Origin of the sequence: Microbacterium sp., assembly GCF_052102115.1 — a bacterium.
Taxonomy (GTDB): domain Bacteria; phylum Actinomycetota; class Actinomycetes; order Actinomycetales; family Microbacteriaceae; genus Microbacterium.
Genome location: NZ_JBQDVP010000002.1, coordinates 104,821 through 130,048 on the forward strand (window position 1 = coordinate 104,821; position 25,228 = coordinate 130,048).

The window sequence follows — 25,228 nt, forward strand, 5'->3', positions numbered from 1 at the left end:
CCAACCTAGGGCAACTTCGCCTGCGCGCCCATCCCTGAAGCCGCGGACGACACCGATGGGCTAGCCTGACGGAGAAAGATTTCCGCGATGCGGATAACGATGTTCGAACCGCGGTGAGAGGTACAGTCAATGGCTACGGGTTCCACAGACGGAGTGAAGTCCGTCACGCGCGTCTTCGATCTGCTCGAACTGATAGCGGATGCGGGCGGCGATGTCACCCTCAGCGAGCTATCCGCGGCCGCCGAGCTGCCGCTGCCGACCATCCACCGCCTGCTGCGCACCCTCGTCTCCCGCGGGTACGCGCGTCAATTGCAGAACCGGCGCTACGCGCTCGGGCCGCGGCTCGTGCGGCTCGGCGAAGTGGCCAACCGCAAGTTCGGGCAGATGGCGATGCCGCAGCTCAAGCAGGTCGTCGAGCAGCTCGGCGAGACCGCGAACCTCGCGACCCTCGACGGCGACCGGGTCATCTACGTTTCGCAGGCGCCCTCGCCGCACGCCATGCGCATGTTCACCGAGGTAGGTCGGCGCTCCTACCTGCACTCCACGAGCGTGGGCAAGGCGATCCTCGCCGGAATGACCGACGAGCAGGTGCGCGAGATCGTCGCCCGCACCGGGATGCCAGCCAACACCGAGCACACCATCACCGACGTCGAGTCGCTGCTGGCCGACCTCGCGAAGACCCGCAAGCGCGGTTACGCGGTCGACGACAACGAGCAGGAGATCGGCGTCCGCTGCTTCGCCGTCGCCGTGCCCGACATGGCCGTACCCACCGCTGTCTCGGTGTCGGGACCCGTCGCCCGCGTGTCCGGCGACTTCGCCGAGCGCGCGCTGCCCGTGCTGGAGGAGATCGTCGCAGAGATCGCGGTGACGACGAACCAGTGACATCGAGCGGCACCTTGACGCGGCGCCCAGTCCGGCCTACCATTTCCATGGAACAGAATAGTGTTTCCGTATATCGGAAATGGGACAATCTGTTTGGCCCCCACCCGGCATCGTCGGGCGCCTAGACTCGCATCATTGGATCCGGATCGGCGCCCGCTCCCTGCAGCACCGCCGGATCTGAGGAGATCTACCAATGAATGACATCGCCGTCACCGTCAACGGCGAGCGCCGCCCGCTCGCCGGTACCGCCACGCACAGCACTGCCCTCGACTGGCTGCGCCAGACCGGCCTTCCCGGCAGCAAGGAAGGCTGCGCCGAAGGCGAGTGCGGCGCCTGCGCGATGCTCATCGCCACCCCCGACACCGACGGCGGCACGACCTGGACGCCCGTGAACGCGTGCCTCGTCCCCGTCTACGCCCTCGACGGTCAGGAGATCGTCACGGCTGAGGGTCTGGGCTCCCCCGACGACCTGCACCCCGTGCAGGAGAAGCTGGCTGAAGCAGGCGGCTCGCAGTGCGGATACTGCACGCCCGGCTTCGCCTGCAGCATGGCCGGCGAGTACTACCGTGCCGAGCGGACGACAGAGCAGGATGCCGCCGAGCACGGCGCCACCTCCGAGCACGGCGCCACCTCCAAGCACGAGACGGAATGCCCCGCCCACGACGCGGAACACGGGCCGAACGGCTTCGACCTGCACGCGCTCAGCGGCAACCTCTGCCGCTGCACCGGCTATCGCCCGATTCGGGATGCCGCCTACACGCTCGGCTCCCCCGCCGCCGATGACCCGATGCGCCAGCGCATGGACCAACCGGCCCCCACCGCGGCATCCACCGACACGACCGTCGACGGCGCCCGCTTCGTGCGCCCGCAGAACCTCGCCGATACTCTGCGGCTGCTGCAGGACGAGCCCGAGGCGCTGCTCGTCGCCGGCTCCACAGACTGGGGCGTCGAGGTCAACATCCGCGGCTCGCGCGCACCGTTCGTCGTCGCGATCGAGCAGCTCGACGAGCTGCGCACCCTGACCGTCGGCGACGACGTTATCGAGATCGGCGCCGCTCTTCCTCTCACCGAGATCGAGCGCCGCCTGGACGGACGCGTGCCGCTGCTGGCCCAGCTCTTCCCGCAGTTCGCCTCTCGACTGATCCGCAACCGCGGCACCCTCGGCGGCAACCTCGGTACCGGATCGCCGATCGGCGACGCCCCGCCAGCGCTCCTCGCGCTCGGAGCGCGGCTGGTCCTGGCATCCACCCGCGGCGAGCGCGAAGTCGAGCTGTCGGAGTACTTCACCGGCTATCGGCAGACCGTCCGCGAGCCGGGCGAGCTGATCCGCGCCATCCGCATCCCTCTACCGCTGGCGAAGACGACGGCGTTCCACAAGATCGCCAAGCGCCGCTTCGACGACATTTCCAGCGTCGCGATCGGGTTCGCCCTCGACATCGAGGGTGGGACGGTCACCGCGGCCCGCATCGGCCTCGGCGGCGTCGCAGCGACACCGCTGCGCGCCTACGACACCGAGCGGGCACTGGTCGGTGAGCCCTGGAGCATCCCGACCATCAAGCGGGCATCCGAGATCCTGCGCGCCGAAGGCACGCCGATGTCGGACCACCGCGCGAGCTCGGATTACCGCTCGCACATGCTCGGCACCTCGCTGCTGAAGCTCTACAGTTCCACCCCACGCCCTCACAACGAGAGTGTCGAGTCCAAGGAGGTGTCGGCATGAGCGCACTCGCCGACCGTCCGCAGAACCCCGTCGTCGGCACGCGCGCCGCGCACGAGAGCGCAGCGCTCCACGTCACCGGCGCCGCGATGTACACCGACGACCTCGCAGGCAGCACCATGGGCATCCTCACGGCGTGGCCCGTGCAGTCGAGCAACGCCCACGCGCGCGTCACGATCGATGTGAGTGCCGCCTACGACGTGCCCGGTGTCGTGCGTGTGCTCACAGCCGACGACGTGCCCGGAGTCAACGACGCCGGCATCAAGCACGACGAGCCGCTGTTCCCCGATGAGGCGATGTTCTACGGGCACGCGCTCGTCTGGGTGCTCGGCGAGACGCAAGAGGCCGCACGCCTGGGAGCAGCCGCCGTCACGGTCGAGTACGACCCGCTCCCCTCGCTGATCACGGTGCAGGATGCTGTCGACGCGGGCTCCTTCCAGGGCATCGCCCGCACCGTTGAGCGCGGCGATGCGGCATCCGCCCTCTCGTCGGCGGCGCACGTCTTCGAGGGCGTGACGGAGTTCGGCGGGCAGGAGCACTTCTACCTCGAGACGCAGGCATCGCTCGCCCTGCGCGACTCGGAGGGCCAGTACTTCGTGCAGTGCTCGACGCAGCATCCGTCTGAGGCGCAGGAGATCGTCGCGCACGTGCTGAACATCCCCTCCAACGAGGTGACCGTGCAGTCGCTGCGGATGGGCGGCGGCTTCGGCGGCAAGGAGATGCAGTCGCACGGGTTCGCGGCCATCGCGGCGCTCGGCGCCAAGCTCACCGGTCGCCCCGTGCGGCTGCGCCTGAACCGCACGCAGGACATCACGATGACCGGTAAGCGGCATCCGTTCCATATCTCTTGGAAGGTCGGCCTCGACGACGACGGCCGCCTGCAGGCGCTGGATGCCGTGCTCACCTGCGATGGCGGCTGGAGCCTCGACCTCTCCGAGCCGGTGCTCGGTCGCGCGCTCTGCCACCTCGACAACGCGTACTGGATCCCCAACGTGCACGCGCACGGCCGGATCGCGAAGACGAACAAGGCATCGAACACCGCATTCCGCGGATTCGGAGGCCCGCAGGGCGTCTTCCTCATCGAGGACATCCTCGGCCGGGTCGCCCCGGCGCTCGGGATCGACCCGATGGAGCTGCGGGAGAAGAACTTCTACCAGCCGGGTCAGTCGACGCCGTACGGTCAGCCGGTCAAGGATGCCGATCGCGTGAGCGCCATCTGGAATCAGCTGCGCGACGAGTCGGACTTCGACGCCCGTCGCGCCGAGATCGCGGCGTTCAACCAGACCAGCCCGCACGTCAAGCGCGCACTCGCGATGACGCCGGTCAAGTTCGGCATCTCGTTCAATTTCGCCGCCTTCAACCAGGCCGGTGCCCTCGTGCACGTCTACAAGGACGGCTCGGTGCTCATCAACCACGGCGGCACCGAGATGGGGCAGGGCCTGCACACGAAGATGCTGCAGGTGGCTGCGACCGCGCTCGGGCTCGAGCTGCACCAGGTGCGTCTGGCTCCCACCCGCACCGACAAGGTGCCGAATACGTCTGCCACCGCGGCATCGTCCGGCGCCGACCTCAACGGCGGTGCGGTCAAGAACGCCTGCGAGCAGATCCGCGAACGGATGGCCGCCGTCGCCGGGCGCCTGCTGAACGCCGATGAGCGCGACGTGCGCTTCTCGGGGGGCCTCATCACGGCTCTGGGAAACACGACGAAGACACTGACCTTCGCCGAGGTGGCCGAGGCCGCCTACCTGCAGCGCGTGCAGCTGTTCGCCGCCGGCTACTATCGCACCGAGGGCCTGCACTGGAACCCCGAGATCATGCAGGGCTCGCCCTTCAAGTACTTCGCCTACGGGTGCGCGGCCAGCGAGGTCGAGGTCGACGAGTTCACCGGCGCGTACCGCGTTCGTCGCGTCGACATCATCCACGATGTCGGCGACTCGCTCTCGCCCATGCTCGACATCGGCCAGATCGAGGGCGCATATGTGCAGGGGGTCGGCTGGCTGACGCTCGAAGAGCTGCGCTGGGACACCTCTGACGGCCCGAACCGCGGACGCCTGCAGACCCAGTCGGCCTCGACCTACAAGCTGCCGAGCTTCTCGGAGATGCCCGAGGAATTCACCGTGCGCCTGTACGAGAACGCCCGTGAGGACGGCGCGGTCTACGGTTCGAAGGCCGTCGGCGAGCCGCCGTTCATGCTGGCGTTCAGTGCGCGCGAAGCCATCCGTGAGGCCGTGGCCGAGTTCGGCCCGGCCGGTCACATGGTCGAACTCGGCTCTCCCGCGACGCCGGAGGCGGTGTTCTGGGCGGTTCAGGCGGCGCAGGACGCAGCATCCGCCATCGAGGCCGTCGACACCCCGGAGCGCGAGCTCGCCAGGACGCCGTAGCCATGGACTGGCTCGATGCCCTGCAGCGGCTTCGTGCTGAGCGCACGGCCGCCGTGCTCGTGACGATGGTCACGGTACGCGGGCACGCACCGCGCAACGGCGGAGCCAAGATGGTCGTCGCAGCCGACAGCGCGTTCGGCACGGTCGGCGGCGGGAATCTCGAAGCGACGGCGACGCAGAAGGCGCGCGAGCTCATCGCCTCGGGCGCCGAGGAGCCCGAGGTGCTCACCCTCACGCTGAGTGACAAGGCAACCGTCGAGTACGGCGTGCAGTGCTGCGGAGGAGAGGTCACCATGTTGTTGGAACCGGTCAGGGTCGTGCCGTCGGTGGCGGTGTTCGGCATCGGTCACGTCGGCATCGAACTGGCGCGCATCCTCGCCCGCCATGAGATCGATCTGTACCTCGTCGATTCGCGTGCCGAGATGCTCGATTCTTCGCGCACCGCCGCTCTCGACGATGCCGTCGCCCGAGTGCACACTGTGCATGCGCCCGTGCCCGAGGCGGCGCTGGCCGACCTGCCCGAAGGCGCGCACGTGCTGGTGATGACCCATGACCACGTCGAGGACCTCGCGATCGTCGACCAGGCGCTGCGCGCCGACGGCATCGGATCGATCGGTCTCATCGGGTCTGCGGCGAAGTGGTCCCGTTTCCGGAAGAAGCTCGCGGACCTCGGTCAGGACGAGGATGCTCTCGCCAGGGTCATCACGCCCATCGGCGTCCCCGAGGTCGGCGGTAAGCAGCCCGCCGTGATCGCCGTCAGCGTGGCGGCCCGCATCCTGCAGCTCATCGATGAGGCGGCCGCTGGGGACCGGCGGCGGGTCGTTGAGCGAGCGAAGCGAGACGAAACGCGTTGAGCGAGCCGCAGGCGAGTCGAAACCAGAGCACGACCCCCGCCATTTCGAGGCGCTCGCGCAACGCCCTTGTCACCGGCGCGGGCTCCGGCATCGGCCGCGCGATCGCCCTGGCGCTGCTCGATGCAGGTTTCGGCGTGACGCTCGCCGGTCGGCGGGCGTCTGCTCTCGACGAGACGGCGTCACTGACACCCACCACAGACCGCGCACTAATCGTTCCTGCGGACGTGACCGACCCTGCGCAAGTGGAGGCTCTGTTCACCCGGCACGCCGAGCGGTTCGGCCGTCTCGACGTGCTGATCAACAACGCCGGAGTGTTCGGCCCGTCGGCGAATGTCGGCGACCTCAGCCGGGACGATTGGCAGGGCACCTGGGCCGTCAACGTCACCGGCGCTGTGTTGTGCGCGGGTGCGGCGTTCCGGCAGATGCGGGCGCAGCATCCGGAGGGTGGGCGGATCATCAACAACGGATCGATCTCGGCGCAGACGCCGCGGCCGCTGTCGGTCGCGTACACGACGACGAAGCACGCGATCGCGGGACTCACGAAGTCGATCGAGCTCGACGGTCGCCCGCACGGCATCACGGCCACGCAGCTCGACATCGGCAACGCCCGCACCGACCTCATCGACAAGCTCGTCGGCGACGGTGCGCTGCAGGCCGACGGGACGCGACGACCGGAGCCCGCCTTCGACGTCGCGCACGTCGCCGGTCTCGTCGTCGGTCTCGCGCAGCTCCCGGTCGAGGTGAGCGTGCCCCAACTCACCGTCACGGCTGCCGGGATGCCGTACATCGGCCGCGGCTGAGGCATTCACCTGCCAGATTTCGTCTCCGACGGCTCCGCCGCCTTCGCTCAACGACCAGCGCACCCCGCGGGTCGTTGAGCGAAGCGGCCACGGGCCGCGCAGACGGAACGCGTTGAGCGAGGAGTCGAAGGCGACGAGTCGAAGCGTCACGCCCCGATGGGAACCTTCGGTCTCCGTCGGTCACGGAGCCCGAGGAACGCAAGCGGCAGCGTCAGCAACGACAGCGCAGCGGCGACGAGCAGCGCCGGCGGGAATGCGAATGCCGAAGCCAGTGCTCCGACGACCACGGCGCCGAGCCCGGTGCCGGCATCGAAGCCGATGTTCCAGACGGCGCTCGCAACGACCTGGTCGCGGCGCGGAACGGCCTCGAATGCGACGCCGAGCGTGAGGTTCTGCAGCGCGCCGTACGCGATGCCGACGAGTGCCATGCCGACCAGCAGGGCGGCGGTGCGCTCGGCGCCCGCCACCGACCAGGCGATCAGGGTCATGCCCGCCGCCGTGATGATGACGAATGGCCAGAGGATGCGTGCAGCGCCGACGCGGTCGGCGATGTGGCCGACGCCCCAGCGCGACAGCGCGGCGAGTCCGGTGAGCAGCAGCAGTCCGATGGTCGCGGCGAGCGCCGGGATCTCGAACTGCGGCACGAACGTGATGAGCGCGCCGCCGGCCAGGGTCACACCGAGCAGCAGGAGCATCGGTGGGAGCAGTCCGAGATAGCGTCGCAGGCCGGTGTGCGCGTGCTCGGGTTCCGGATGCGGCGGAAGAGCATCGAGCCGGCGGCCCAGCGGCACGGCGAAGACGATGCCGACGATCGGAATCGTCGCGACGGCGAACACGAGTGCGGGGCCGAGGTGCTCGGCGAGCCACGGGGCAGCGGGCAGCAGCAGCACCTGCGGTGCCGCGATCCCCAGGCCGAAGGCGCCGATCGCCCGACCGCGGCGCGCCGGTTCGACGAGCTCGGCGACGGCGCTGCTGCCGCACACGGTGAGGATGGCGAAGCCGGCACCGCGCACAGCGGCGAGGCCGAGGATCGGCAGCAGCTCGTCCGACAGCAGATGAGCGGGTGAGGGTGCTCCGAGCAGAATGAGACCGGCGACGAGCACCGGCGTCCATCCGAATCGTCGGAGCGCCGCGGGGACGAACAACTGCACCAGCACGGTGAACAGCATGAAGACGCCGGTGACCGCGCCGACTCCGGCTTCGTCCGCTCCCCCGCGTGCGGCCCAGAGCGGCGCGATGGGCATGAGCAGCGAGTATCCGGAGAACCCGGCGAGGACCATGCCGATGAGAGCGGGCATGCCCGGTTCCCGCCATACCGACACCGATCGCATCCGCTCATCCTTTCATCCGTGGCCGGGAGTCGGCCGCCGCACCCTCGTGCCCCGGCATCCGCATTTCGGCATCCGGCATCCGGCATCTGGCATTCGGCATCCGGCATCCGGCATCCGGGCCGGTGCTAGAAGGTTTTCGCGGCTTCCGGCGCGTTCCCAGCCGCGTTTTCCTTCCCGCATACCGACGGCAACGCCAAGCGGCACCACACGCAACGCGGAAACACGCGCGCCCGGCCGCACGAGGCGGGCCGGGCGCGTGAGCTACCGGATTAGCCGGCGAGCAGGGCCTCGATCGGTCCGCGTACGAAGTACAGTGCGAAGCCGGCGGCGACCACCCACAGCAGCCAGTGCACCTTGCGGGCGCGACCGGAGAGTGCGTTGATGAGCGCCCATGAGACGAAGCCGATGCCGATGCCGTTGGCGATCGAGTAGGTCAGCGGCATCGTCACGATCGTGAGGAATGCCGGCAGCGCCACGGAGAACTTCGTGAAGTTGATCTCCTTGATCTGCGCCATCATCATCGCTCCGACCACGACGAGCGCGGCCGATCCGACCTCGATGGGCACCGTCAATGTCAGCGGTGTGAAGAACATCGACAGCAGGAACAGCACGCCCACGGTGACGGAGGCGAGTCCGGTACGCGCGCCCTCACCGATGCCGGCGGCACTGTCGACATAGACGGTGGCCGACGACGACGACGTTCCACCACCGGCGATGGCGCCGAAGCCCTCGACGATGAACGCAGAGCGCAGTCGCGGGAAGGTGCCGTCCTTGTGCGCGAGTCCGGCGTTCTTCGCCAGCCCCGTCATCGAGCCCATGGCGTCGAAGAAGTTCGTGAAGACGAGGGTGAACACGAGCATGGTCGCCGACAGGATGCCGACGCGGCCGAAGGCGCCGAAGAGGTCGAACTGTCCGACCAGCCCGAAGTCGGGGATCGTGAGGATCGCCGAGGGCAGCTCGGGGATCGTCATGTGCCACCCGCCGGGGTTCTCTGCGCTCGAACCGAGCTGCAGCGTCGCCTGGGCGATGATCGCGAGGACGGTCGACACGACGATTCCGATGAGGATGGCGCCGGGTACCCGGCGTGCGACCAGCACACCGATCAGTACAAGGGCGAACAAGAAGATCAGTGTCGGCACCGAGGCGATCGAACCGCCATCGCCGAGCTGCACCGGCGGACCGGCAGGCGTGCGATTGACGAAGCCGGAGTCGACGAACCCGATGAACGCGATGAACAGACCGATGCCGACGGTGATCGCGGCTTTCAGCGGCTGCGGGATCGCCCGGAAGATCGCGGTGCGGGCGCCGGTGGCTCCCAGCAGCACGATGATGATGCCATTGATGATCACCAGGCCCATAGCTTCGACCCAGGTGACGTTGCCGACCACGGCGACCGCGAGGAACGAGTTGATGCCCAGTCCCGCGGCGAGCGCGAAGGGCATCTTGGCGACGAGGCCGAACAGGATGGTGATGACGCCGGCGGTGAGTCCGGTGGCTGCACCGATCTGCGCACCGTCGAGGGTGAAGCCCTCGACGTCGGCGACGCCCCCGAGGATCAGCGGGTTGAGGATCACGATGTAGGCCATCGTCACGAAGGTGACGAGGCCGCCTCGGAGTTCGCGCGCGACCGTGGAGCCCCGCTTGGTGATCTCGAAGAAGCGATCGAGCGGGCTGAGTTTCATATCGGGTTCGGGGGTGTCCGCATCTTCGCGGACAGTGGCGGTCTGAGACATCGTTGTTCTCTCCTGCTCTGAGGATGCTGCGCGATCGGGTCGCTGTGGTGAGGTGCTCCGTACGGTTCAGTACTCCGTGCGGGTGGAGAGTCTGGTCCATTCGGTGAACGGCTCGACACGCTGCGTGGGCGGCATGAGCTCCTGGGCGACGGGCATGATCTCCCGGTCACCGGCGTCGCCTTCGAAGTAGCGGTAGAAGAGGGCGTCGTCGAAGCCAGCGTCGGCGGCGTCGTGGCGGTTCGCGGCGAAGTACACCCGGTCGACGCGCGCCCACAGGGACGTGGCCAGGCACATCGGGCAGGGCTCGCAGCTGGTGTACAGCACGGCTCCGGTGAGGTCGAACGTGCCCAGGCTCTTGCAGGCGTTGCGGATCGCCTGCACTTCGGCGTGGGCCGTGGGGTCCAGGTCTGCCGTGACGCGGTTGACGCCTTCGAAGACCTGACCGTCGGCGGCGACGACCACGGCACCGAAAGGACCGCCCTCGTTGCGCACGTTCTCGGTGGCGAGGTCGATCGCGTGGGCGAGGTACTGGGCTGCCTGGGGGTCGGCGTCCGCCGGGACGGCGTATGCGGATGACGTAATTCCAATGGAATGCATGGGAGAGCTTCCTTGCTTCATCTCGAGGTTCACGGGCCGATTCCGACACCCGCGTGAGGTGCGTTACGGCGTGAACGACGATAACAGCGATATCCCTCGCCGTCCACACTTTTTGGAATTGCACTTCCGCATGGCGAGAATGCGTCTAGCGTTTCCGCAGATGCGCCGTTATAGTCGCTGTTATGACGCATTTTCGGATCAGTGAAGCGGCAGAGCTCGTCGGAGTCAGCGATGACACCGTGCGGCGCTGGGTGCACAGCGGCATCCTCTCGGTGTCTCACGACGCCGCAGGAGTCCAGGTCGTCGACGGTGCAGAACTCGCAGAGCACACCAAGTCCATGGCGCTCGACGCAGCCGACGTCGGGCAGGTCCGCAGCAGCGCGCGCAACCGCTTCGTGGGCCTCGTGACGAAGGTCGCCGTCGACGGTCTGATGGCCCAGGTCGAGCTGCAGAGCGGCCCCCATCGCGTGGTCTCCCTGATGTCCGCCGAGGCCGCGCGCGATCTGCGGCTGGAGGTCGGCTCCAAAAGCGTCGCCGTGGTCAAAGCGACCATGGTCATTCTCGAAACGGAAAAGGAACCCCACGCATGAAGCTGTCCCCGTTCCGCGGCGTCGCGGCACTCGTCGTCACTGCAGCTTTCGCTCTGACGGGCTGCGCGTCGAGCACCCCGGACACCGCGGACGCTTCCGGCTCCGACACCGGCCTCAGCGGCGAGCTCACGATCTTCGCGGCAGCCTCGCTGTCGGGCGCGTTCGACCAGCTCGCCGACGACTTCGAGGCCGCCAATCCCGGCGCCGAGGTGCTGCCGGTCACGTACGACGGTTCTTCTGTGCTGGCCACCCAGCTCATCGAGGGCGCCGCCGCCGATGTGTTCGCCTCGGCCGACGAGCCCAATATGGCGAAGGTCACGGATGCCGGTCTCGCAGAGTCCGCCGAGCCGTTCGCCACGAATACCCTCGAGATCGCCGTCACTCCGGATAATCCTTTCGGCATCGAGGGGCTGGACTCTCTTGCCGACGGCGCGGCATCCGAACCGCTGACCGTCGTGCTCTGCGCGGCCGAGGTGCCGTGCGGCAACGCATCGAAGACGCTGATCGACGCGGCCGGGATCATGATCACCCCGGCCAGCGAAGAGCAGAACGTCACCGCCGTGCTCTCGAAGGTCAAGTCCGGTGAGGCGGATGCCGGGCTCGTCTACCGCACGGATGTCACCGCCGCCGGCGACGAGGTCGAAGGCGTTGAGATCGCGAACGCCGACGATGCCGTGAACGTGTATCCGCTGGTGTCACTGGACGATGCCCAGAACCCCGAGCTCGCCGCGGCGTTCGTCGAGTTCGTGCTCTCCCCCGCCGGTCAGGACGTGCTCGACTCGTTCGGCTTCGGAGCACCGTGACCCAAAGCCCTGTGTCCTCGGTCCCCGTGACCCCGGTCGGGACCGTCCAGCCGCCTCTGCTCCGTCCCTCGCGGTCGGCGCCGGGGCGGTTGCCGGTCTGGCTGCTGGTGCCCGCCGCGATCGGCACAGTGCTGCTCGTCCTGCCGTTCATCGCGCTCCTCACGCGCCTGCAGTGGTCCGAGCTGATGGATGCTGTCGTCTCGCCCGAAGCGCTCCAGGCGCTCGGGCTGTCGCTGCTGACGGCATCCATCGCCACGGTCATCTGCGTGCTGCTGGGCATCCCACTCGCGATGCTCATCGCCCGCAGCAGCAATGGCATCGCTGCGGCGCTGCGCACCCTCACCACGCTCCCGCTCGTGCTGCCGCCGCTGGTCGGCGGCATTGCCCTGCTCGCCCTGCTCGGCCGCAACGGCCTGCTCGGCGGCGCTCTCGACGTGCTCGGCGTGCGGATTCCGTTCACGACCGCCGCGGTCGTCATCGCCCAGGCGTTCGTAGCCCTGCCGTTCCTCGTGATCTCCGTCGAGGGGGCGCTGCGCACGATCGACACGGCCCACGAACGGGTGGCCGCGAGCCTCGGAGCGCGCCGCCTCACGGTGTTCCGCCGGGTCACGCTGCCGCTGGCAGCCCCCGGCATCCTCGCGGGCACCGTGCTGTGCTTCGCCAGGGCGCTGGGAGAATTCGGCGCCACCGCGCTGTTCGCCGGCAACTCCCCCGGGGTGACCCGCACCATGCCGCTCGCGATCTACACGGCGTTCAACGGCGCCGGCGTACGCGAAGACACCGCGATCGCGCTGTCGCTCATGCTCATCCTCGTTGCCATCGCCGTTCTCGTGCTCATGCGCGGGTGGCGGCCCGGAGCCGTCCGATGAGTGGCGGTCCGGGCTCGGCTCTCCGCGTCGATGTCCGAGCCCGCGTCGGCGGTTTCGCGCTACGGGGGCAGCTTCGTGCCGAACCGGGTGAGATCCTGGCCGTGCTGGGGCCGAACGGTGCCGGCAAGTCGACCCTCCTCGGCGCCATCGCCGGGCACGTGCACGACGTCGCAGGAACGATCCGGCTCGGTGACGCCGAACTCCACGCCGCGAACGGGCGACTGGTGCCGCCCGAGCACCGTCGTGTCGGACTGCTCGGTCAGCGCTCGCTGCTGTTCCCGCACCTCTCCGTGCTCGACAATGTCGCGTTCGGACCGCTCGCACAGGGCCGCGGACGTTCGGAGGCCGGTGCCGAAGCGGCCGCTCTGCTGGACGAGGTCGGCATGTCGGGGTTCGAGGATCGCCGCCCCGCGCAACTGTCGGGTGGACAGCAGCAGCGCGTCGCCATCGCCCGCGCTCTGGCCGCGCGTCCCGGTGCGCTGCTGCTGGACGAACCGTTCTCCGGCCTCGATGCCCAGACGGCGGCCCAGGCCCGCCGGCTCATCGCTGAGCTGCGCGATCGCCGAGGCATTCCGATGATCCTCGTCACCCACGATGTGCTCGACGCCGTCGTGCTGGCCGAGCGCACCGCCGTACTTCAGGATGGCGAGGTGGTGCAGGAGGGCACCACCCGTGACGTGCTCGGTCACCCGGGATCGGCGTTCGTCGCCGCTCTCGCCGGCGTCAACCTCGTGACCGGGCGGGCGGATGCCGACGGCCGGCTCGTGCACCCCGGTGCCCCCGGCGTCGCCGGTGCGCAGATCGTGTTCCCGCCGCTCGCGGGCGCAACGGTAGGCGACGAGATGTCGGCCGTGTTCGCCCCCGGCGCCGTTCGTATCGGCACCGCTGTCGACGGCATCCACTGGGCCGGGACCGTGGACTCGCTCGAACCCATCCCTGGCGGTGTCCGGATCACGACCCTCGAGCACCCAGACATCGCGGTGGACTGCTCGTCGTCGACAGCCGTCAGCGTCGGCGTGCGTCCGGGCGCACGTCTCTCCTTCGCCCTCTCCCCCGCTGATGTCTCGGTGCGCGCACACGGCTGAGGGGTGCTACGGTTGCCTACTCGAAGGAGGTGACGACGATGTCCACCGCGCTCAGGATGCCATCCACCGGCCTCCGCGACCGTCGTGACCGTCCGATGCGCGACCTGCGGATCTCGGTCACCGACCGTTGCAACTTCCGCTGCGTGTACTGCATGCCGAAAGAGGTATTCGGCAAGGACCACGCATTCCTTGATCGGAATGAACTGCTGAGTTTCAAGGAGATCGAGCGGATCAGCCGCATCGCCGCCGCTCACGGCGTGCGCAAACTGCGCCTCACCGGCGGTGAACCGCTGTTGCGCCGCGGGATCGAAGACCTCATCGCCCGCCTCGCCGCCCTTCGCACCCCCGAGGGCGATCCGCTCGACATCGCCCTGACCACCAACGGCTCTGCCCTCGGCGTGAAGGCCGCAGCCCTCAAGGAGGCCGGGGTCACCCGCGTCACGGTGTCGATCGATTCGCTCGACGACGCGCTGTTCCAGAGCATCAACGACGTGCGCTTCCCCGTGTCGCGCGTGCTGGCCGGCATCGACGCGGCCCACGAAGCCGGGCTCGGCCCGATCAAATTGAACATGGTCGTCAAGCGCGGCATGAACGACGGCGAGATCCTCGACATGGCCGCGCGCTTCAAGGACACTCCGTACAGCCTGCGCTTCATCGAGTACATGGACGTCGGCACCAGCAACGGCTGGTCGCTCGACGAAGTCGTCCCGTCCGCTGAGATCATCGAGCGCATCGGCACGGTCTTCCCCCTCGAGCCGGTCGCTCCGCAGGTGCCCGGCGAAGTCGCTACGCGCTGGCGCTACCGCGACGGCGGTGGCGAGATCGGCGTCATCTCGTCGGTGACGAACGCCTTCTGCGGAACCTGCAACCGTGCGCGAATCTCCACCGAGGGCAAGCTGTTCACTTGCCTGTTCGCCAGCGAAGGACACGACCTGCGCGCACTTCTCCGCGGCGGAGCCGACGACGACGAGCTCGCCGCAGCGATGGCCTCCATCTGGGGAGCACGCGACGACCGCTACTCCGAGATCCGCTCCTCGCTCACGCCCGAACTCCGTCAGGCGCGCGATCGGATTGAGATGAGCTACATCGGGGGCTGAACCTCAGAGCCCGACCCACTCCGAGACGCCGTCGTCGTAGTGCTGACGCTTCCAGATCGGCACGCCGCTCTTGATCTCCTCCACCAGCCGCTCGCAGGCGGCGAACGCCTCAGCGCGGTGTCCGGCGGATGCCGCGGCGTACAGCGCGACGTCACCGATGCGCAGGTCGCCGGTGCGATGGGCCGCGGCGATGTGCAGTCCGGTCTCGGCTGCGACCCGCGTGACGATCTCGCGGAGGAAGCGTTCGGCCTCGGGGTGTGCGCGATAGTCCAGCGAGCGCACCGCCTTGCCGCCGTCGTGGTCGCGCACGACACCGCAGAAGGTCACCACCGCGCCGTCCGCATCGCCGCCGACGGCGGCGCGGACCAGTCCTTCGTCCAACGGCTGGTCGGAGATGATCGCCGTCACGTCGGTCATACCGGCTCCTTCACCCGGGCGCTGTCCTTCTCGACATCGCCGCGGAGCACCTCTCCCCCGACGTCCACGAACGAGCGGATGCCGCCAGCGAGGAACTGCGCTTCGATCCCTTGGTGTCGCAGCTCGCGCACCGCTCGTCGCGACCGCGGGTCTCGTTCGCAGTACACGATCACCGCGCCGGTGCCATCCGGGGTGCGTCCCGCGTCGATCGCACCGACAGGCAGGTGGATGCTGTCGGCGATCCGCCGCTCGGCATGCTCGTCGCTCTCACGCACATCGACCAAGGTGAGCTGCTCCCCCGCGCGCAGCCGCGCAAGCAGTTCGGCAGCAGAGACGGCAGCGTCGTCGGCATCCGCGTCGATGCCGCAGAACAGGTCGTAGTCGATGAGCTCGGTGATGACCGGCGCGTCCTCGGGTGTGGCGTAGCGGATCTCGCGCGTGCTCGCCCGCAGCGCGTCGTAGACGAGGACGCGGCCGAGGAGCGGTTCGCCGATTCCGGTGATGAGCTTGATCGCCTCGGTGGCCAGCAGGGACCCGATCGCCGGGCACAGGCTCGGCAGCACGCCGCCGAGCTCGCACGAGAGCGCCTCGTCGGCGGGTGGTGGTGACGGGAAGAGGTCACGGTAGGTCGGTGCATGCCCCTGCCACGACACCCCCACCTGGCCTTGAAAGCGCAGAATTGATCCCCAGACCAGGGGTTTTTCGACGATGGCGGTGGCGTCGCTGACGAGGTAGCGGGTCGGGAAGTTGTCGCTGCCGTCGATCACGAGGTCGTAGCCGGTGAGGATCTCGGGCAGGTTCGACGACGTCAAGCGCACGTCGTGCGCGATCACGCGGCAATCAGGGTCGATCGCACGGACCGTCGCAGCCAGAGACGCGGTCTTGCGCGTGCCGATGTCGTCGACGCCGTGGCTGAGCTGGCGGTGCAGGTTCGACAGCTCGACGAGATCGTCATCGGCCACACCGATGGTGCCGACGCCGGCGGCGGCGAGGGTCGGCACGACGGAGCTGCCCAGTCCCCCAGCGCCGACGACGAGCACGCGTGCGGCGCGCAGCCGCCGCTGAGCGTCTTCGCCGAACCCGGGCAGCATCAGCTGCCGGCTGTAGCGCGTGAGGCGTGCCGGCTCCAGCACCGGCCCCGGTTCGACGAGCGGGATCATGCGTTCAGTCTACGTGGTGCATGATCGGTGGTATCCATATCACGGAATCACTTTTTCGTAATGCGGATTCCCGTGTGGCCCAGGTAGGATCGGGGTCATGGCGGATGTGACAGTGCGGTACTTCGCGGCCGCGGCCGAGGCCGCCGATCGCGAGCAGGAGACTCTTGCCTTCGATTCCGCAGCGACGCTCGGTGATCTGCACGATCGTCTGCTGGCATCGTACGGTGAGCCGATGGCGCGCGTGCTGCGTTCGGGTTCATTCCTCATCGACGGCACCGTCAGCACGGATCGCTCGCGCTCTGTGGGTACAGCCGTCGACGTTCTGCCGCAGTTCGCCGGCGGATGACGATGCGTACGCCTGCCGATCACACCCGCGACATCGCCGAGCTGCTGCACCCGCTGAGCGTGCGCCTCGCCGATCCGGCGAGCGCCGAGCACGTCGCTCTCGACGACGCCCGTGGGCGGCTGCTGGCGGTCGATGTCACCAGTCCCGGCTCCGTGCCGCCGTTCGCGAACTCGCAGATGGACGGCTATGCCGTGCGCAGCGGTGATGTGTCGACAGCATCCGCAACGGAACCCGTGACGCTCACCGTCGGCGAGACCAGCGCGGCCGGCGACGGCATCGGCACGCACCTCGCCGGCACCGCATCGCCGGTGATGACCGGGGCGCCCATCCCGCGGGGAGCGGATGCCGTCATACCCATCGAGCACGCCGATCCACCGCATTTCGTCGGGATCGGCGGTGCGAGCCACGACGCGCCCGCCGGGACGACGGTCGCGTTCACCGCACCCGTGGATGCTGGCACCTACGTCCGCCCGGCTGGCGCCGACCTCGCGGTGGGGGATGTGATCCTGGTGGCCGGCACGAGGCTCGACGCCGTGCAGCTGGGGTCGCTGGCCGCCGCGGGGGTCGCCGAGGTGCCGGTCCGGCCGCGGCCGCAGGTGCTGCTGCTCTCGACCGGCGACGAGCTGCGTGCGCCGGGGGAGCAGCTGGCGCCGGGGCAGATCTACGACGCCAATACGACGTCGTTGACCGCCGCGCTGCACGAGGCGGGTGCGATGGTCGTCCGCGCTGCCGTGCGCGATGAGGCATCCGCCGTCCTCGCCGAGCTGTCCCGGCATCCCGCCGTCGACCTCGTCATCACGGCCGGGGGAGTCAGCGCGGGTGCGTTCGAGGTGGTGCGCGACGCCCTCACCGACGCCGGCGTCGCGTTCGGGCCGATCGCCATGCAGCCCGGCGGACCGCAGGGGTTCGGCGCGATCGAGACTGCCGACGGTCGCCGCGTTCCGGTGATCGCGTTCCCCGGCAACCCTGTCTCGGCGCTGCTGTCGTTCGAGATGTTCCTGCGGCCGTTCCTGCGCGACGTGGCTGGTCTCTCGCCACTGCGACGGGTGGCACGGGCTCCATTGGCGCACGCGATCACGTCGCCCCGCGGCAAGCACCAGGTGCGACGCGGCGCGCTGCGCGCGGACGGTACGGTCGAGGTGGGAGCCCCGGGCTCGCACTTGCTGCACGACTACGCGCGTGCGACGGTGCTGGCACACATTCCGATCGGCGTCGATGCGCTCCCGGAGGGCGCCGAGGTGGAGGTCTGGAGGATCGATGAGTGACCTGACGCATCTGCGGGCAGACGGCTCGGCGCACATGGTCGACGTCACGGACAAGCCCGTCACCCGCCGTGAAGCCCGCGCGCAGGCCGTGCTCGTCACGACCGCCGAGGTCGTCTCGCGCATCGCCGACGGGTCGCTGCCCAAGGGCGAGGCTCTCGGCACCGCGCGGCTGGCCGGCATCATGGCCGCCAAGCAGACCTCGAATCTCATTCCGCTGTGCCATCCGCTGCCGCTGACCAAGCTCGCCGTCGACCTGGAGCCCGCCGGCGACCGGGTCACGATCACGGCGACCGCCGTGACCAACGGCGTCACCGGCGTCGAGATGGAGGCGCTGACCGCTGCGAACGTCGCCGCCCTGACGCTCTACGACATGATCAAGGCCGTCGACAACCGCGCCGTCATCACCGATGTGCGGGTGCTGGCAAAATCCGGCGGCAAGAGCGGCGACTGGTCGGCCGAATGACGCGCAGCGCCCGGGTTCTCGTCGTCTCCACGCGCGCGGCCGCCGGGCAGTACACCGACCGCACCGGGCCCGTGATCCGCGAGTGGCTCGTCGAGCGCGGCTTCGAGACGCCCGAGCCGGTCGTCGTGGCCGACGCCGACATCGCCACGGCGCTGCCGCAGGTGCTGGCCGAGAACCCCGACGTGCTGCTCACCACCGGGGGCACCGGGGTGTCGCCGGATGACCGCACACCCGAGGTGACGCTCGCCGTGCTGGATGCTGAGCTTCCGGGCCTCTCAGAAGAACAGCGGCGGCGCGGTGCCGAGAAGACCCCCGCGGCGTTGCTGTCGCGCGGGCGGGCCGGCGTCTCGGGACGCACCGTGGTGATGAACCTGCCGGGTTCCAGCGGGGGAGTGCGCGACGGACTCGCGGTGCTCGGCGGCGTGCTCGATCACCTGCTCGATCAGCTCGCCGGCGGCGATCACTGAGTCAGGCGCTCGCAGCGCGAAGCGGATGCAGTGACGCAGACGCGGGAACAGCGTGCAAATCGCCGATGGACGCCAGCCAGTTCGCCAGCAACCGGTACCCGTGCTGGGTGAGCACGCTCTCGGGGTGGAACTGGACGCCGGTGATCGGCAGGTAACCGTGCGCGATCGCCATGACGGTTCCGGATGCCGTCCGCGCCGTCACCGTGAGCTCAGCGGGCAGGTCGGCTTCGGCGAGTGCGAGGGAGTGATAGCGACCGACCTCCACCGGCGAGGGGATGCCGTCGAACAGCGCCGATCCGTCATGATCGATCTCGGACACCATGCCGTGCATGAGCTCCGGAGCTTCGGCGACCTCGACGCCGAAGGCCGCGCCGATCGCCTGGTGTCCGAGGCAGACGCCGAGCAACGGTGTCTGCAGTCGGGCGCACAGCAGCGCGACGTCGACGGATGCTCCGGCATCCCGAGGGCGACCGGGGCCGGGGGAGAGCAGCACGCCGTCGTAGCGGGGGATCAGGTCGGCGAAGCCGGCCGCATCCGCAGCATCCGCCTCGATCAGGTCGACGACACCGCCGAGCTCGCGCACGTAGCCGACGAGGGTGTGCACGAAGCTGTCGTGGTTGTCGACGACGAGCACGCGCGTAGTCATTCCAGGTCGACCTCGCCGGGCGTGATGAGCGGGCTCACCCACGGGAAGACGTAGAAGAAGAGACCGTAGAGGATCGCGGCGACCATGACGAGCAGGATCAGCACGCGCAGCCACCACGGGCCGGGGAGGATGCGCCAGAGCGCTGCGTACATGTCAGATCTCCTAGATGGACGGGGGTGCGATCTCGTCGACGGGATCGAGGGAATCCGGGGCGCCTTCTGTTCGCGGCTGGAAGCCCTCGAACACGGCGTATCCCACGATGCGCTCGGCGAGCGAGTACAGCGGCGAACATGCCGTGAGGGTCATATAGCGCTCACCGGTGGCCGCCTCGGGCACCTGCGGCACATCCAGCAGCACGTCGACGGCGTCGGGTGTGACGTACTCGAGGGTGCGGAACCGGTAGGTGTACCAGCCCTCGGGCGCCTCGACCACGATGGCGTCATCGAGGCGCAACTTGTCCATGCGGTTCAGGGGTGCGCCCCAGGTGGTGCGGTGACCGGCCATGGAGAAGTTGCCGACCTGCCCGGGCATGACGGACTGGTCATAGACGCCGATCCAGCCGTTGTCGAGCGTCGTCGGGCGGGAAGTTCCGCCCGCGATCGCGACGTTGTAGTCGGAGCCGAAGCGGGGGATGAGCATCTGGGCGAACTTCATCCCGTTCTCGGGATGCTCGAGCAGCGGCGGTTCGTAATGGACGTCGCCGTCGTCTTCTTCGATGACCGGCGGCGGTTCGGGGGCGGGGAGCTCGGCCCACTCCTGCGACACCGCCTGCCCTTCGCTGTTGCTCTGGGCGCCGATGATGATGTCGCCGATCCACATCTGCCAGGCCACGAACAGCATCACCAGCACGCCGGCGGTCAGGAGGAGCTCGCCGAGAACACTCGTGAACGTCGCCCGGGAGCGCCGACGCCGACGACGTTCGCGCCGGGTCGGCTGCGCCGCAGATGCACTCATACGCGTGATCCTATCCGGCGAAGATTGCCGTCACCCGACGAGGCGTTGAGAACGGGTGCTCATGGGTAGAATGGCTGCATGGCACGTGATCGCAAGAGCGAAGATCCCCTCGTCGAGCGCGCAGAGGGCGAGCAGGCCCCCAACCCCGTGTGGTTCAAGCCGGTGATGTTCGGCTTCATGCTGCTCGGGCTCGTCTGGATCCTCGTCTTCTACATCTCGGGCATGCAGTTCCCGATCCCCGGCATCGAGTCGTGGAACCTCGCCATCGGTCTCGGCATCGCACTCATCGGGTTCCTGATGACCACGCGCTGGCGCTGATCCGCTCTCTCTCGCCCTCCGGCTGATGCCGGGGGGCTTTTTTCTTGCCCGGGTGGTCCGGGCGCGCGAGAGCGCGCGAGTTATCCACAGGGTTGTACACACATGGGGAGAATTACACCGATGTTATTCACAGGCGCATCCACACCTGTTAATGACTTCTGACCGGGTGCTCAGGCCAGGATCAGCAGCGGCGGAATGATGAAGACTGCGGCCAGCAGCAGCACCGTGAGAGCGACCAGCAACAGGATCTGCCAGGTGCGCTGCGAGCGCTTTCGGGTGCGCAGGATGATGAGACCGACCAGTGCTCCGACAGCGGCGCCGCCGAGGTGCGCCTGCCAGGCGATGTTGAAGCCCGGGATGAAGCCGATGACGAGGTTGATGCCCAGCAGCACGAACAGCCCGGTCATGTTCGCGCCCATGTGCAGCCCGATCACGAGCAGTGCTCCGAACAGCGCGAAGACCGCACCGGAGGCACCGATGGTCGGGGTGCCGGGGGCGATGATCGCCACGGCGACGGATCCGCCGACGGCGCCGAGCACGTACAGGATCAGGAACCGCCAGCGGCCGAGCATCGGTTCGAGGCTGCGACCCAGCATCCACAGGGCCAGCATGTTCAGGCCGATGTGCCAGATTCCGCTGTGCACCAACGCGGCCGTCACCAGCCGCCAGGGCTGGAACGGGAATCCGGAGAGGTCGGGGTACAGGTAGCCCGCCGCGAACAGCAGCATGCCGGTGATGTCGAGACCGGGGATCAGCTGCAGCAGGCCGAAGAATGCCGTGACGGCGATGATGCCGTACGTGACCAGAGGCCGGCCCGACTGCACGGGTGCGGCGACCGCGGTGGAGCGCCGGCCCCAGCGCCGCTGGGCGCGCTTCTGCGCAGGCGTGCGGTTCTTGCGCTCAGCGGCCATGCACTCCGGGCAGATGACGCCGACGGCGGCCTGGGTCTGGCATTCGGGACAGATCGTGCGCATGCAGCGCTGGCAGAGCACGAAGCTCTGCCGATCCGGATGGCGGTAGCAGAAGTTGTCGCTGTTGCTCGCGAACTCAGGGGACGTCATCCGGATCGGCCAGGGGCAGGATTCAGACGGCGGCGATGTCGACCGACTGCAGGACGACGGGCTCGATCGGCTTGTCGCCGGCGGCAGTGGGGACAGCCGCGATGGCGTCGACGACCTTCTTGGAGGCGTCGTCGGCGACCGCGCCGAAGATCGTGTGCTTGCCCATCAGCCACGGCGTGGGGTCGGTGGTGATGAAGAACTGCGAGCCGTTCGTGCCCTCCGCCTTGCCCGTGATGGCGTTGCGGCGCAGGCCGGCGTTCGCCATGGCGAGGATGTAGGGCTCGTTGAAGTCGAGCTCGGTGTTGATCTCGTCGTCGAAGTTGTACCCGGGGCCGCCGACGCCCTGACCGAGCGGGTCGCCGCCCTGGATCATGAAGTTCGGGATGATGCGGTGGAAGATGACGTCCGTGTACAGGGCGCCCTCGCCGGGCTTGCCGGTGGCGGGATCGGTCCACTCCTGGGTTCCGTCGGAGAGTCCGACGAAGTTCTTGACGGTCTTGGGGGCGTGGTCGCCGTAGAGGTTGACGACGATGTCGCCGTGGTTGGTGTGCAGAGTTGCGACGTGAGAGTGCTGAGGCATGCATATATTCTCTCAGAGCTTCGTATGAGATGGCCCACTCTCTCCCTCTATCCAGACTCGTCTGGCAAGATGGGGAACCCGTACTCCACTTCGACAGGAGAACAATATGAGCCTGACTCGCAAGCGCAAGAAGGAACTGCGCCGTCTGCAGAATGACGCGACCGATCTCTGGGAGAACCAGCAGGAGCTCGTCGGCCACGCCGCCGACATTGCTCGTGAGGCCGGTCGCCAGCTCGGCAACGTCGGCCGCGAGCAGGTACTCCCTGTCGTCCAGGACAGCTATAAGCGCAATCTCGCACCAGCCGTGGACCGCGGACTCAAGTTCGGACGCCACGTCGTGGACGACAAGGTCGTCCCGATGGTCGGCGGCGTCGTCGGCAGTGCGCTCTCGGCCTGGGATGTCGCGAACGCCAAGCGCCAGGGGCTGACCGTCTCGAACGGCCGCATCGTCAAGAAGAAGCAGGGCCCCGGCCTCGGCGCGATCGTCGCGATCGTCCTCGGGGCGGCAGCGGCCGCCGGTGTGCTCTACGCCGCCTGGCAGGCGCTGCACACCGACGACGAGCTCTGGGTCGCAGACGACCCGCTCGCCGCGCCCGACGCGTGAGCGATCCTCTCGATCGCGTTCGGGATGCCGCGGCGGCTCGCGGCCTCGAGATCGAGATCCGCGAACGTCCGAACGCCCGCAGTCTCCATGAGGCTGCGGGTCTGCTCGGCATCCCGGCATCCGGCATCGTGAAGACCCTCGTGGTGAAACGATCCGACGACACGTACTTGTTCGCGCTCATTCCGGGCGGTCGGTCGATCTCGTGGCCGAAGCTGCGCGCCCTGGTGGGGGTCAACAAGCTGCGTCTGCCGGAGCCGGAGCTCGCCCTCGCGGCAACCGGCTACGAGCGCGGCACCATCGTTCCGATCGGCAGCACGACCGACTGGCCGATCTACGCCGACGAGTCGATCGCCGGGCACCGGATCGCGATGGGGGCCGGTGCACACGGGTACAGCCTGTTCGTCGACGCCGACGCGCTGATCGACGCCTACGGCGCCACTGTTTCGGACATCTCGGTTCCGGAGGCATAAGGTTTCCGGCAACATACGGCGCCGGGTCAGATGATGTCGGCCATGCCCAGGGCGATGTCGACGAGCTTCACGCGCTGCAGCTTCGCGACCTCGTCGAGCGTGAACCAGGCCGCCATGTCGGTGGAGCCGTTCTCTTCGAAGCGAAGCCTGCCGCCGGTGATATCGGCGGTGTAGACGATGCGCAGGGTGTGCAGCGGAGCATCCGCCTCGCGCGTCCGCCGGCCGGCGGGGATCACCCGCGAATGGATGCCGAGCAGCTCGCCGACACGCGCAGCGTAACCGGTCTCCTCGCGCACTTCGCGCCGGACGGCATCTTCCGGATCCTCACCCGCCTCGAGCCCGCCGCCGGGCATCGTCCAGGCGAGGCGGCGCCCCTCTGTCCAACGCGCCAACAGCACCCTGCCGTCATCATCGGTGATAACGGCGTACGCAGCGACCCGCAGATCCATGGGGACACCCTATCCGGTGTGACCCCATCGGCAGGGCGTGTGTCAGCCGGTCACGGCATCCAGCGTCGTCTCAAGGCGCGAAACGGTGCCGTCGATGTCGGCGAGCTTATCGAGTCCGAACAGCCCCAACCGGAAGGTCGAAAACCCGGCCGGCTCGTCGCACTGCAGCGGCACGCCCGCTGCCACCTGCAGGCCCTGCTCCTTGAGAGCGGCACCTGATTTGAGCGCAGGGTCGTCGGTGTGCACCACGACGACGCCGGGGGCTGCGAAATCGGCGGCCGCGACCGACGGGAGTCCGTGCGCGGTGAGCACCTCGCGCACGCGCGCACCCAGTTCGAGCTGCGCCGTTCGCAGCTGCTCGAACCCGCGCTCGCGCGTCTCGATCATCGTGGCGAGGTTCCGCACCAGAGCGTCGGTCGGCATCGTCGCGTGATAGGCCGGGCGACCGGCACGGTACTCGTCGGCGATCGACAGCCACTTCGCGAGGTCCATCGCGAAGCTCGTCGCCGGGCGCGTGGTCACGGCCTCCCGTCCGGCTTCGCTGAGCATGACGTAACCGGCCCCTGGGGTTCCGCTCCAGCCCTTCTGCGGCGCACTCAGCAGCACGTCGACGCCGAGCTTCTGCATATCGACCCACATCGCGCCGGAGGCGATGCAGTCGAGCACGAGCAGACCGCCGACCTCGTGGGCGGCATCGGCGAGCGCGCGGATGTAGTCATCGGGCAGGATCATGCCCGCGGCCGTTTCGACGTGCGGGGCGAAGACGACCTCCGGCTGACGCAGGCGGATCGCCGCGACGACGTCGTCGATCGGCGCGGGCGACCAGGCGGCCTGCACGTCGTCGCTGTCGGGCCTGGCGGTCAGGACGGTGACGTCGTCGCTGATGCCACCGGCATCCAGGATCTGCGACCAGCGGAACGAGAACAGACCGTTCCGCACGACGAGGGTGCGCCGGCCCGTCGCGAGCTGGCGGGCGACGGCCTCCATCGCGTAGGTGCCGCCGCCGGGGACGATCGCCGAAGTGTGCGCGTTGTACGCCTCTTCGAGGATGCCGAGCACCTGCTGCATCACGTCGACGAAGCGCGCGGACATGTGGTTGAGGGAACGGTCTGTGAAGACCACCGAGTACTCGAGGAGGCCCCCGGGGTCGACGTCATCGTGCGGAAGTGCGGTCATGCGCCCAGCATCCCATACCGGGTGCGATCGATCGAGAATCGTCTCATGGCGCGCGGTCGGTTCTGCATGGGGTAGGGTCATTCGCATGACAACCCGTTGGTATGCGTATTTTG

28 protein-coding genes and 1 pseudogene are annotated in these 25,228 nt (G+C 68.6%); 17 read left to right on the top strand and 12 right to left on the bottom strand.

What is annotated here, in order from left to right; genetic code table 11:
- The first annotated feature begins 129 nt into the window (after positions 1-129).
- The 5 genes from ACTICP_RS01310 (at position 130) to ACTICP_RS01330 (ending at position 6,634) form a co-directional block, all read left to right on the top strand.
- Positions 130-882: an IclR family transcriptional regulator gene (locus ACTICP_RS01310; RefSeq protein WP_441888735.1), complete on the top strand. Its 753-nt coding sequence runs from the start codon at positions 130-132 to the stop codon at positions 880-882.
- Positions 883-1,075: 193 nt separating this feature from the next.
- Positions 1,076-2,602, top strand: a complete 1,527-nt coding sequence (locus ACTICP_RS01315) for a xanthine dehydrogenase small subunit (protein ID WP_441888737.1) — start codon at positions 1,076-1,078, stop codon at positions 2,600-2,602.
- A complete protein-coding gene (gene xdhB / locus ACTICP_RS01320) occupies positions 2,599-4,980 on the top strand; it encodes a xanthine dehydrogenase molybdopterin binding subunit (protein WP_441888738.1) in 2,382 nt (793 codons plus the stop codon). Before ACTICP_RS01315 ends, xdhB begins: the two co-directional genes overlap by 4 nt.
- A 2-nt stretch (positions 4,981-4,982) precedes the next feature.
- A complete protein-coding gene (xdhC, locus tag ACTICP_RS01325; protein ID WP_441888740.1) occupies positions 4,983-5,834 on the top strand; it encodes a xanthine dehydrogenase accessory protein XdhC in 852 nt (283 codons plus the stop codon).
- Positions 5,831-6,634 (top strand): SDR family oxidoreductase, encoded by an 804-nt coding sequence (locus ACTICP_RS01330; RefSeq protein WP_441888742.1) that lies wholly within the window; start codon positions 5,831-5,833, stop codon positions 6,632-6,634. Before xdhC ends, ACTICP_RS01330 begins: the two co-directional genes overlap by 4 nt.
- A 146-nt stretch (positions 6,635-6,780) precedes the next feature.
- Here the strand turns inward: ACTICP_RS01330 and ACTICP_RS01335 are convergent, their stop codons facing one another.
- From ACTICP_RS01335 to ACTICP_RS01345, 3 genes are all read right to left on the bottom strand, one after another.
- A complete protein-coding gene (locus tag ACTICP_RS01335) occupies positions 6,781-7,965 on the bottom strand; it encodes an MFS transporter (protein ID WP_441888744.1) in 1,185 nt (394 codons plus the stop codon).
- Between the two features lie 269 nt (positions 7,966-8,234).
- A complete protein-coding gene (locus ACTICP_RS01340; RefSeq protein ID WP_441888746.1) occupies positions 8,235-9,698 on the bottom strand; it encodes an NCS2 family permease in 1,464 nt (487 codons plus the stop codon).
- Positions 9,699-9,764: 66 nt separating this feature from the next.
- On the bottom strand, positions 9,765-10,295 hold the full coding sequence (locus ACTICP_RS01345; RefSeq protein WP_441888748.1) for a nucleoside deaminase: 531 nt from the start codon (positions 10,293-10,295) through the stop codon (positions 9,765-9,767).
- Between the two features lie 167 nt (positions 10,296-10,462).
- Between ACTICP_RS01345 and ACTICP_RS01350 the strand changes: the two are divergent.
- The 5 genes and pseudogenes from ACTICP_RS01350 to moaA all read left to right on the top strand — a co-directional run.
- Positions 10,463-10,885 (top strand): annotated as a pseudogene (locus tag ACTICP_RS01350) (TOBE domain-containing protein); the annotation flags it as partial.
- Positions 10,882-11,688, top strand: coding sequence for a molybdate ABC transporter substrate-binding protein (modA, locus tag ACTICP_RS01355; RefSeq protein WP_441888750.1), 807 nt, complete (start codon positions 10,882-10,884; stop codon positions 11,686-11,688). The pseudogene ACTICP_RS01350 and the gene modA, both read left to right, overlap by 4 nt.
- A 56-nt stretch (positions 11,689-11,744) precedes the next feature.
- Complete coding sequence (locus ACTICP_RS01360) at positions 11,745-12,557, top strand: ABC transporter permease (RefSeq protein WP_441838712.1); 813 nt, start codon at positions 11,745-11,747, stop codon at positions 12,555-12,557.
- Positions 12,554-13,642, top strand: a complete 1,089-nt coding sequence (locus ACTICP_RS01365) for an ABC transporter ATP-binding protein (protein WP_441888752.1) — start codon at positions 12,554-12,556, stop codon at positions 13,640-13,642. Before ACTICP_RS01360 ends, ACTICP_RS01365 begins: the two co-directional genes overlap by 4 nt.
- A gap of 38 nt (positions 13,643-13,680) precedes the next feature.
- Complete coding sequence (gene moaA, locus ACTICP_RS01370) at positions 13,681-14,739, top strand: GTP 3',8-cyclase MoaA (protein WP_441888754.1); 1,059 nt, start codon at positions 13,681-13,683, stop codon at positions 14,737-14,739.
- Positions 14,740-14,742: 3 nt separating this feature from the next.
- Here the strand turns inward: moaA and ACTICP_RS01375 are convergent, their stop codons facing one another.
- Together ACTICP_RS01375 and ACTICP_RS01380 are read right to left on the bottom strand one after the other, a co-directional pair.
- On the bottom strand, positions 14,743-15,156 hold the full coding sequence (locus tag ACTICP_RS01375) for a molybdenum cofactor biosynthesis protein MoaE (protein WP_441888756.1): 414 nt from the start codon (positions 15,154-15,156) through the stop codon (positions 14,743-14,745).
- Positions 15,153-16,316, bottom strand: a complete 1,164-nt coding sequence (locus ACTICP_RS01380; RefSeq protein WP_441888758.1) for a ThiF family adenylyltransferase — start codon at positions 16,314-16,316, stop codon at positions 15,153-15,155. The genes ACTICP_RS01375 and ACTICP_RS01380 overlap by 4 nt, the downstream gene beginning before the upstream one ends.
- Positions 16,317-16,413: 97 nt before the next feature.
- On the opposite strand from ACTICP_RS01380, the gene ACTICP_RS01385 reads away from it, so the two are divergent.
- The 4 genes from ACTICP_RS01385 to ACTICP_RS01400 are packed head-to-tail and all read left to right on the top strand — an operon-like array spanning position 16,414 to position 18,857.
- Positions 16,414-16,662, top strand: coding sequence for a MoaD/ThiS family protein (locus ACTICP_RS01385; RefSeq protein ID WP_441888760.1), 249 nt, complete (start codon positions 16,414-16,416; stop codon positions 16,660-16,662).
- Positions 16,663-16,664: 2 nt separating this feature from the next.
- Positions 16,665-17,927 carry a molybdopterin molybdotransferase MoeA gene (locus tag ACTICP_RS01390; protein WP_441888762.1) on the top strand — a complete coding sequence of 421 codons (1,263 nt, stop codon included), beginning with the start codon at positions 16,665-16,667 and terminating at the stop codon, positions 17,925-17,927.
- Positions 17,920-18,390: a cyclic pyranopterin monophosphate synthase MoaC gene (gene moaC, locus ACTICP_RS01395; RefSeq protein ID WP_441888764.1), complete on the top strand. Its 471-nt coding sequence runs from the start codon at positions 17,920-17,922 to the stop codon at positions 18,388-18,390. Before ACTICP_RS01390 ends, moaC begins: the two co-directional genes overlap by 8 nt.
- On the top strand, positions 18,387-18,857 hold the full coding sequence (locus ACTICP_RS01400; protein ID WP_441888766.1) for a MogA/MoaB family molybdenum cofactor biosynthesis protein: 471 nt from the start codon (positions 18,387-18,389) through the stop codon (positions 18,855-18,857). Before moaC ends, ACTICP_RS01400 begins: the two co-directional genes overlap by 4 nt.
- A gap of 1 nt (position 18,858) precedes the next feature.
- Here ACTICP_RS01400 and ACTICP_RS01405 read toward each other — a convergent pair whose 3' ends face one another.
- From ACTICP_RS01405 to ACTICP_RS01415, 3 genes are read right to left on the bottom strand one after another with little or no spacing between them, the layout of a single operon-like run.
- Entirely contained in the window at positions 18,859-19,503 is a 645-nt protein-coding gene (locus tag ACTICP_RS01405) for an anthranilate synthase component II (protein ID WP_441888768.1), read from the bottom strand.
- A complete protein-coding gene (locus ACTICP_RS01410; RefSeq protein WP_441888770.1) occupies positions 19,500-19,655 on the bottom strand; it encodes a hypothetical protein in 156 nt (51 codons plus the stop codon). The genes ACTICP_RS01405 and ACTICP_RS01410 overlap by 4 nt, the downstream gene beginning before the upstream one ends.
- A gap of 10 nt (positions 19,656-19,665) precedes the next feature.
- Entirely contained in the window at positions 19,666-20,457 is a 792-nt protein-coding gene (locus ACTICP_RS01415) for a class E sortase (RefSeq protein WP_441888772.1), read from the bottom strand.
- Between the two features lie 78 nt (positions 20,458-20,535).
- On the opposite strand from ACTICP_RS01415, the gene ACTICP_RS01420 reads away from it, so the two are divergent.
- Complete coding sequence (locus ACTICP_RS01420) at positions 20,536-20,775, top strand: cell division protein CrgA (RefSeq protein WP_441888774.1); 240 nt, start codon at positions 20,536-20,538, stop codon at positions 20,773-20,775.
- 170 nt (positions 20,776-20,945) lie between these two features.
- Here the strand turns inward: ACTICP_RS01420 and ACTICP_RS01425 are convergent, their stop codons facing one another.
- Both ACTICP_RS01425 and ACTICP_RS01430 read right to left on the bottom strand, forming a co-directional pair.
- Positions 20,946-21,836, bottom strand: a complete 891-nt coding sequence (locus ACTICP_RS01425) for a rhomboid family intramembrane serine protease (protein ID WP_441888776.1) — start codon at positions 21,834-21,836, stop codon at positions 20,946-20,948.
- Between the two features lie 22 nt (positions 21,837-21,858).
- Complete coding sequence (locus ACTICP_RS01430) at positions 21,859-22,416, bottom strand: peptidylprolyl isomerase (protein WP_441888778.1); 558 nt, start codon at positions 22,414-22,416, stop codon at positions 21,859-21,861.
- Between the two features lie 106 nt (positions 22,417-22,522).
- Here ACTICP_RS01430 and ACTICP_RS01435 point away from each other — a divergent pair, with 106 nt between their 5' ends.
- Together ACTICP_RS01435 and ACTICP_RS01440 are read left to right on the top strand one after the other, a co-directional pair.
- Positions 22,523-23,020, top strand: coding sequence for a DNA helicase (locus ACTICP_RS01435; RefSeq protein WP_441888780.1), 498 nt, complete (start codon positions 22,523-22,525; stop codon positions 23,018-23,020).
- Positions 23,017-23,490 (top strand): aminoacyl-tRNA deacylase, encoded by a 474-nt coding sequence (locus ACTICP_RS01440; RefSeq protein WP_441888782.1) that lies wholly within the window; start codon positions 23,017-23,019, stop codon positions 23,488-23,490. The genes ACTICP_RS01435 and ACTICP_RS01440 overlap by 4 nt, the downstream gene beginning before the upstream one ends.
- Before the next feature lie 26 nt (positions 23,491-23,516).
- On the opposite strand, the gene ACTICP_RS01445 is transcribed toward ACTICP_RS01440, so the two are convergent.
- Together ACTICP_RS01445 and ACTICP_RS01450 are read right to left on the bottom strand one after the other, a co-directional pair.
- Positions 23,517-23,939 carry an NUDIX hydrolase gene (locus tag ACTICP_RS01445; RefSeq protein WP_441888784.1) on the bottom strand — a complete coding sequence of 141 codons (423 nt, stop codon included), beginning with the start codon at positions 23,937-23,939 and terminating at the stop codon, positions 23,517-23,519.
- Between the two features lie 42 nt (positions 23,940-23,981).
- Complete coding sequence (locus ACTICP_RS01450; RefSeq protein WP_441888786.1) at positions 23,982-25,115, bottom strand: aminotransferase class V-fold PLP-dependent enzyme; 1,134 nt, start codon at positions 25,113-25,115, stop codon at positions 23,982-23,984.
- Between the last annotated feature and the right edge of the window lie 113 nt (positions 25,116-25,228).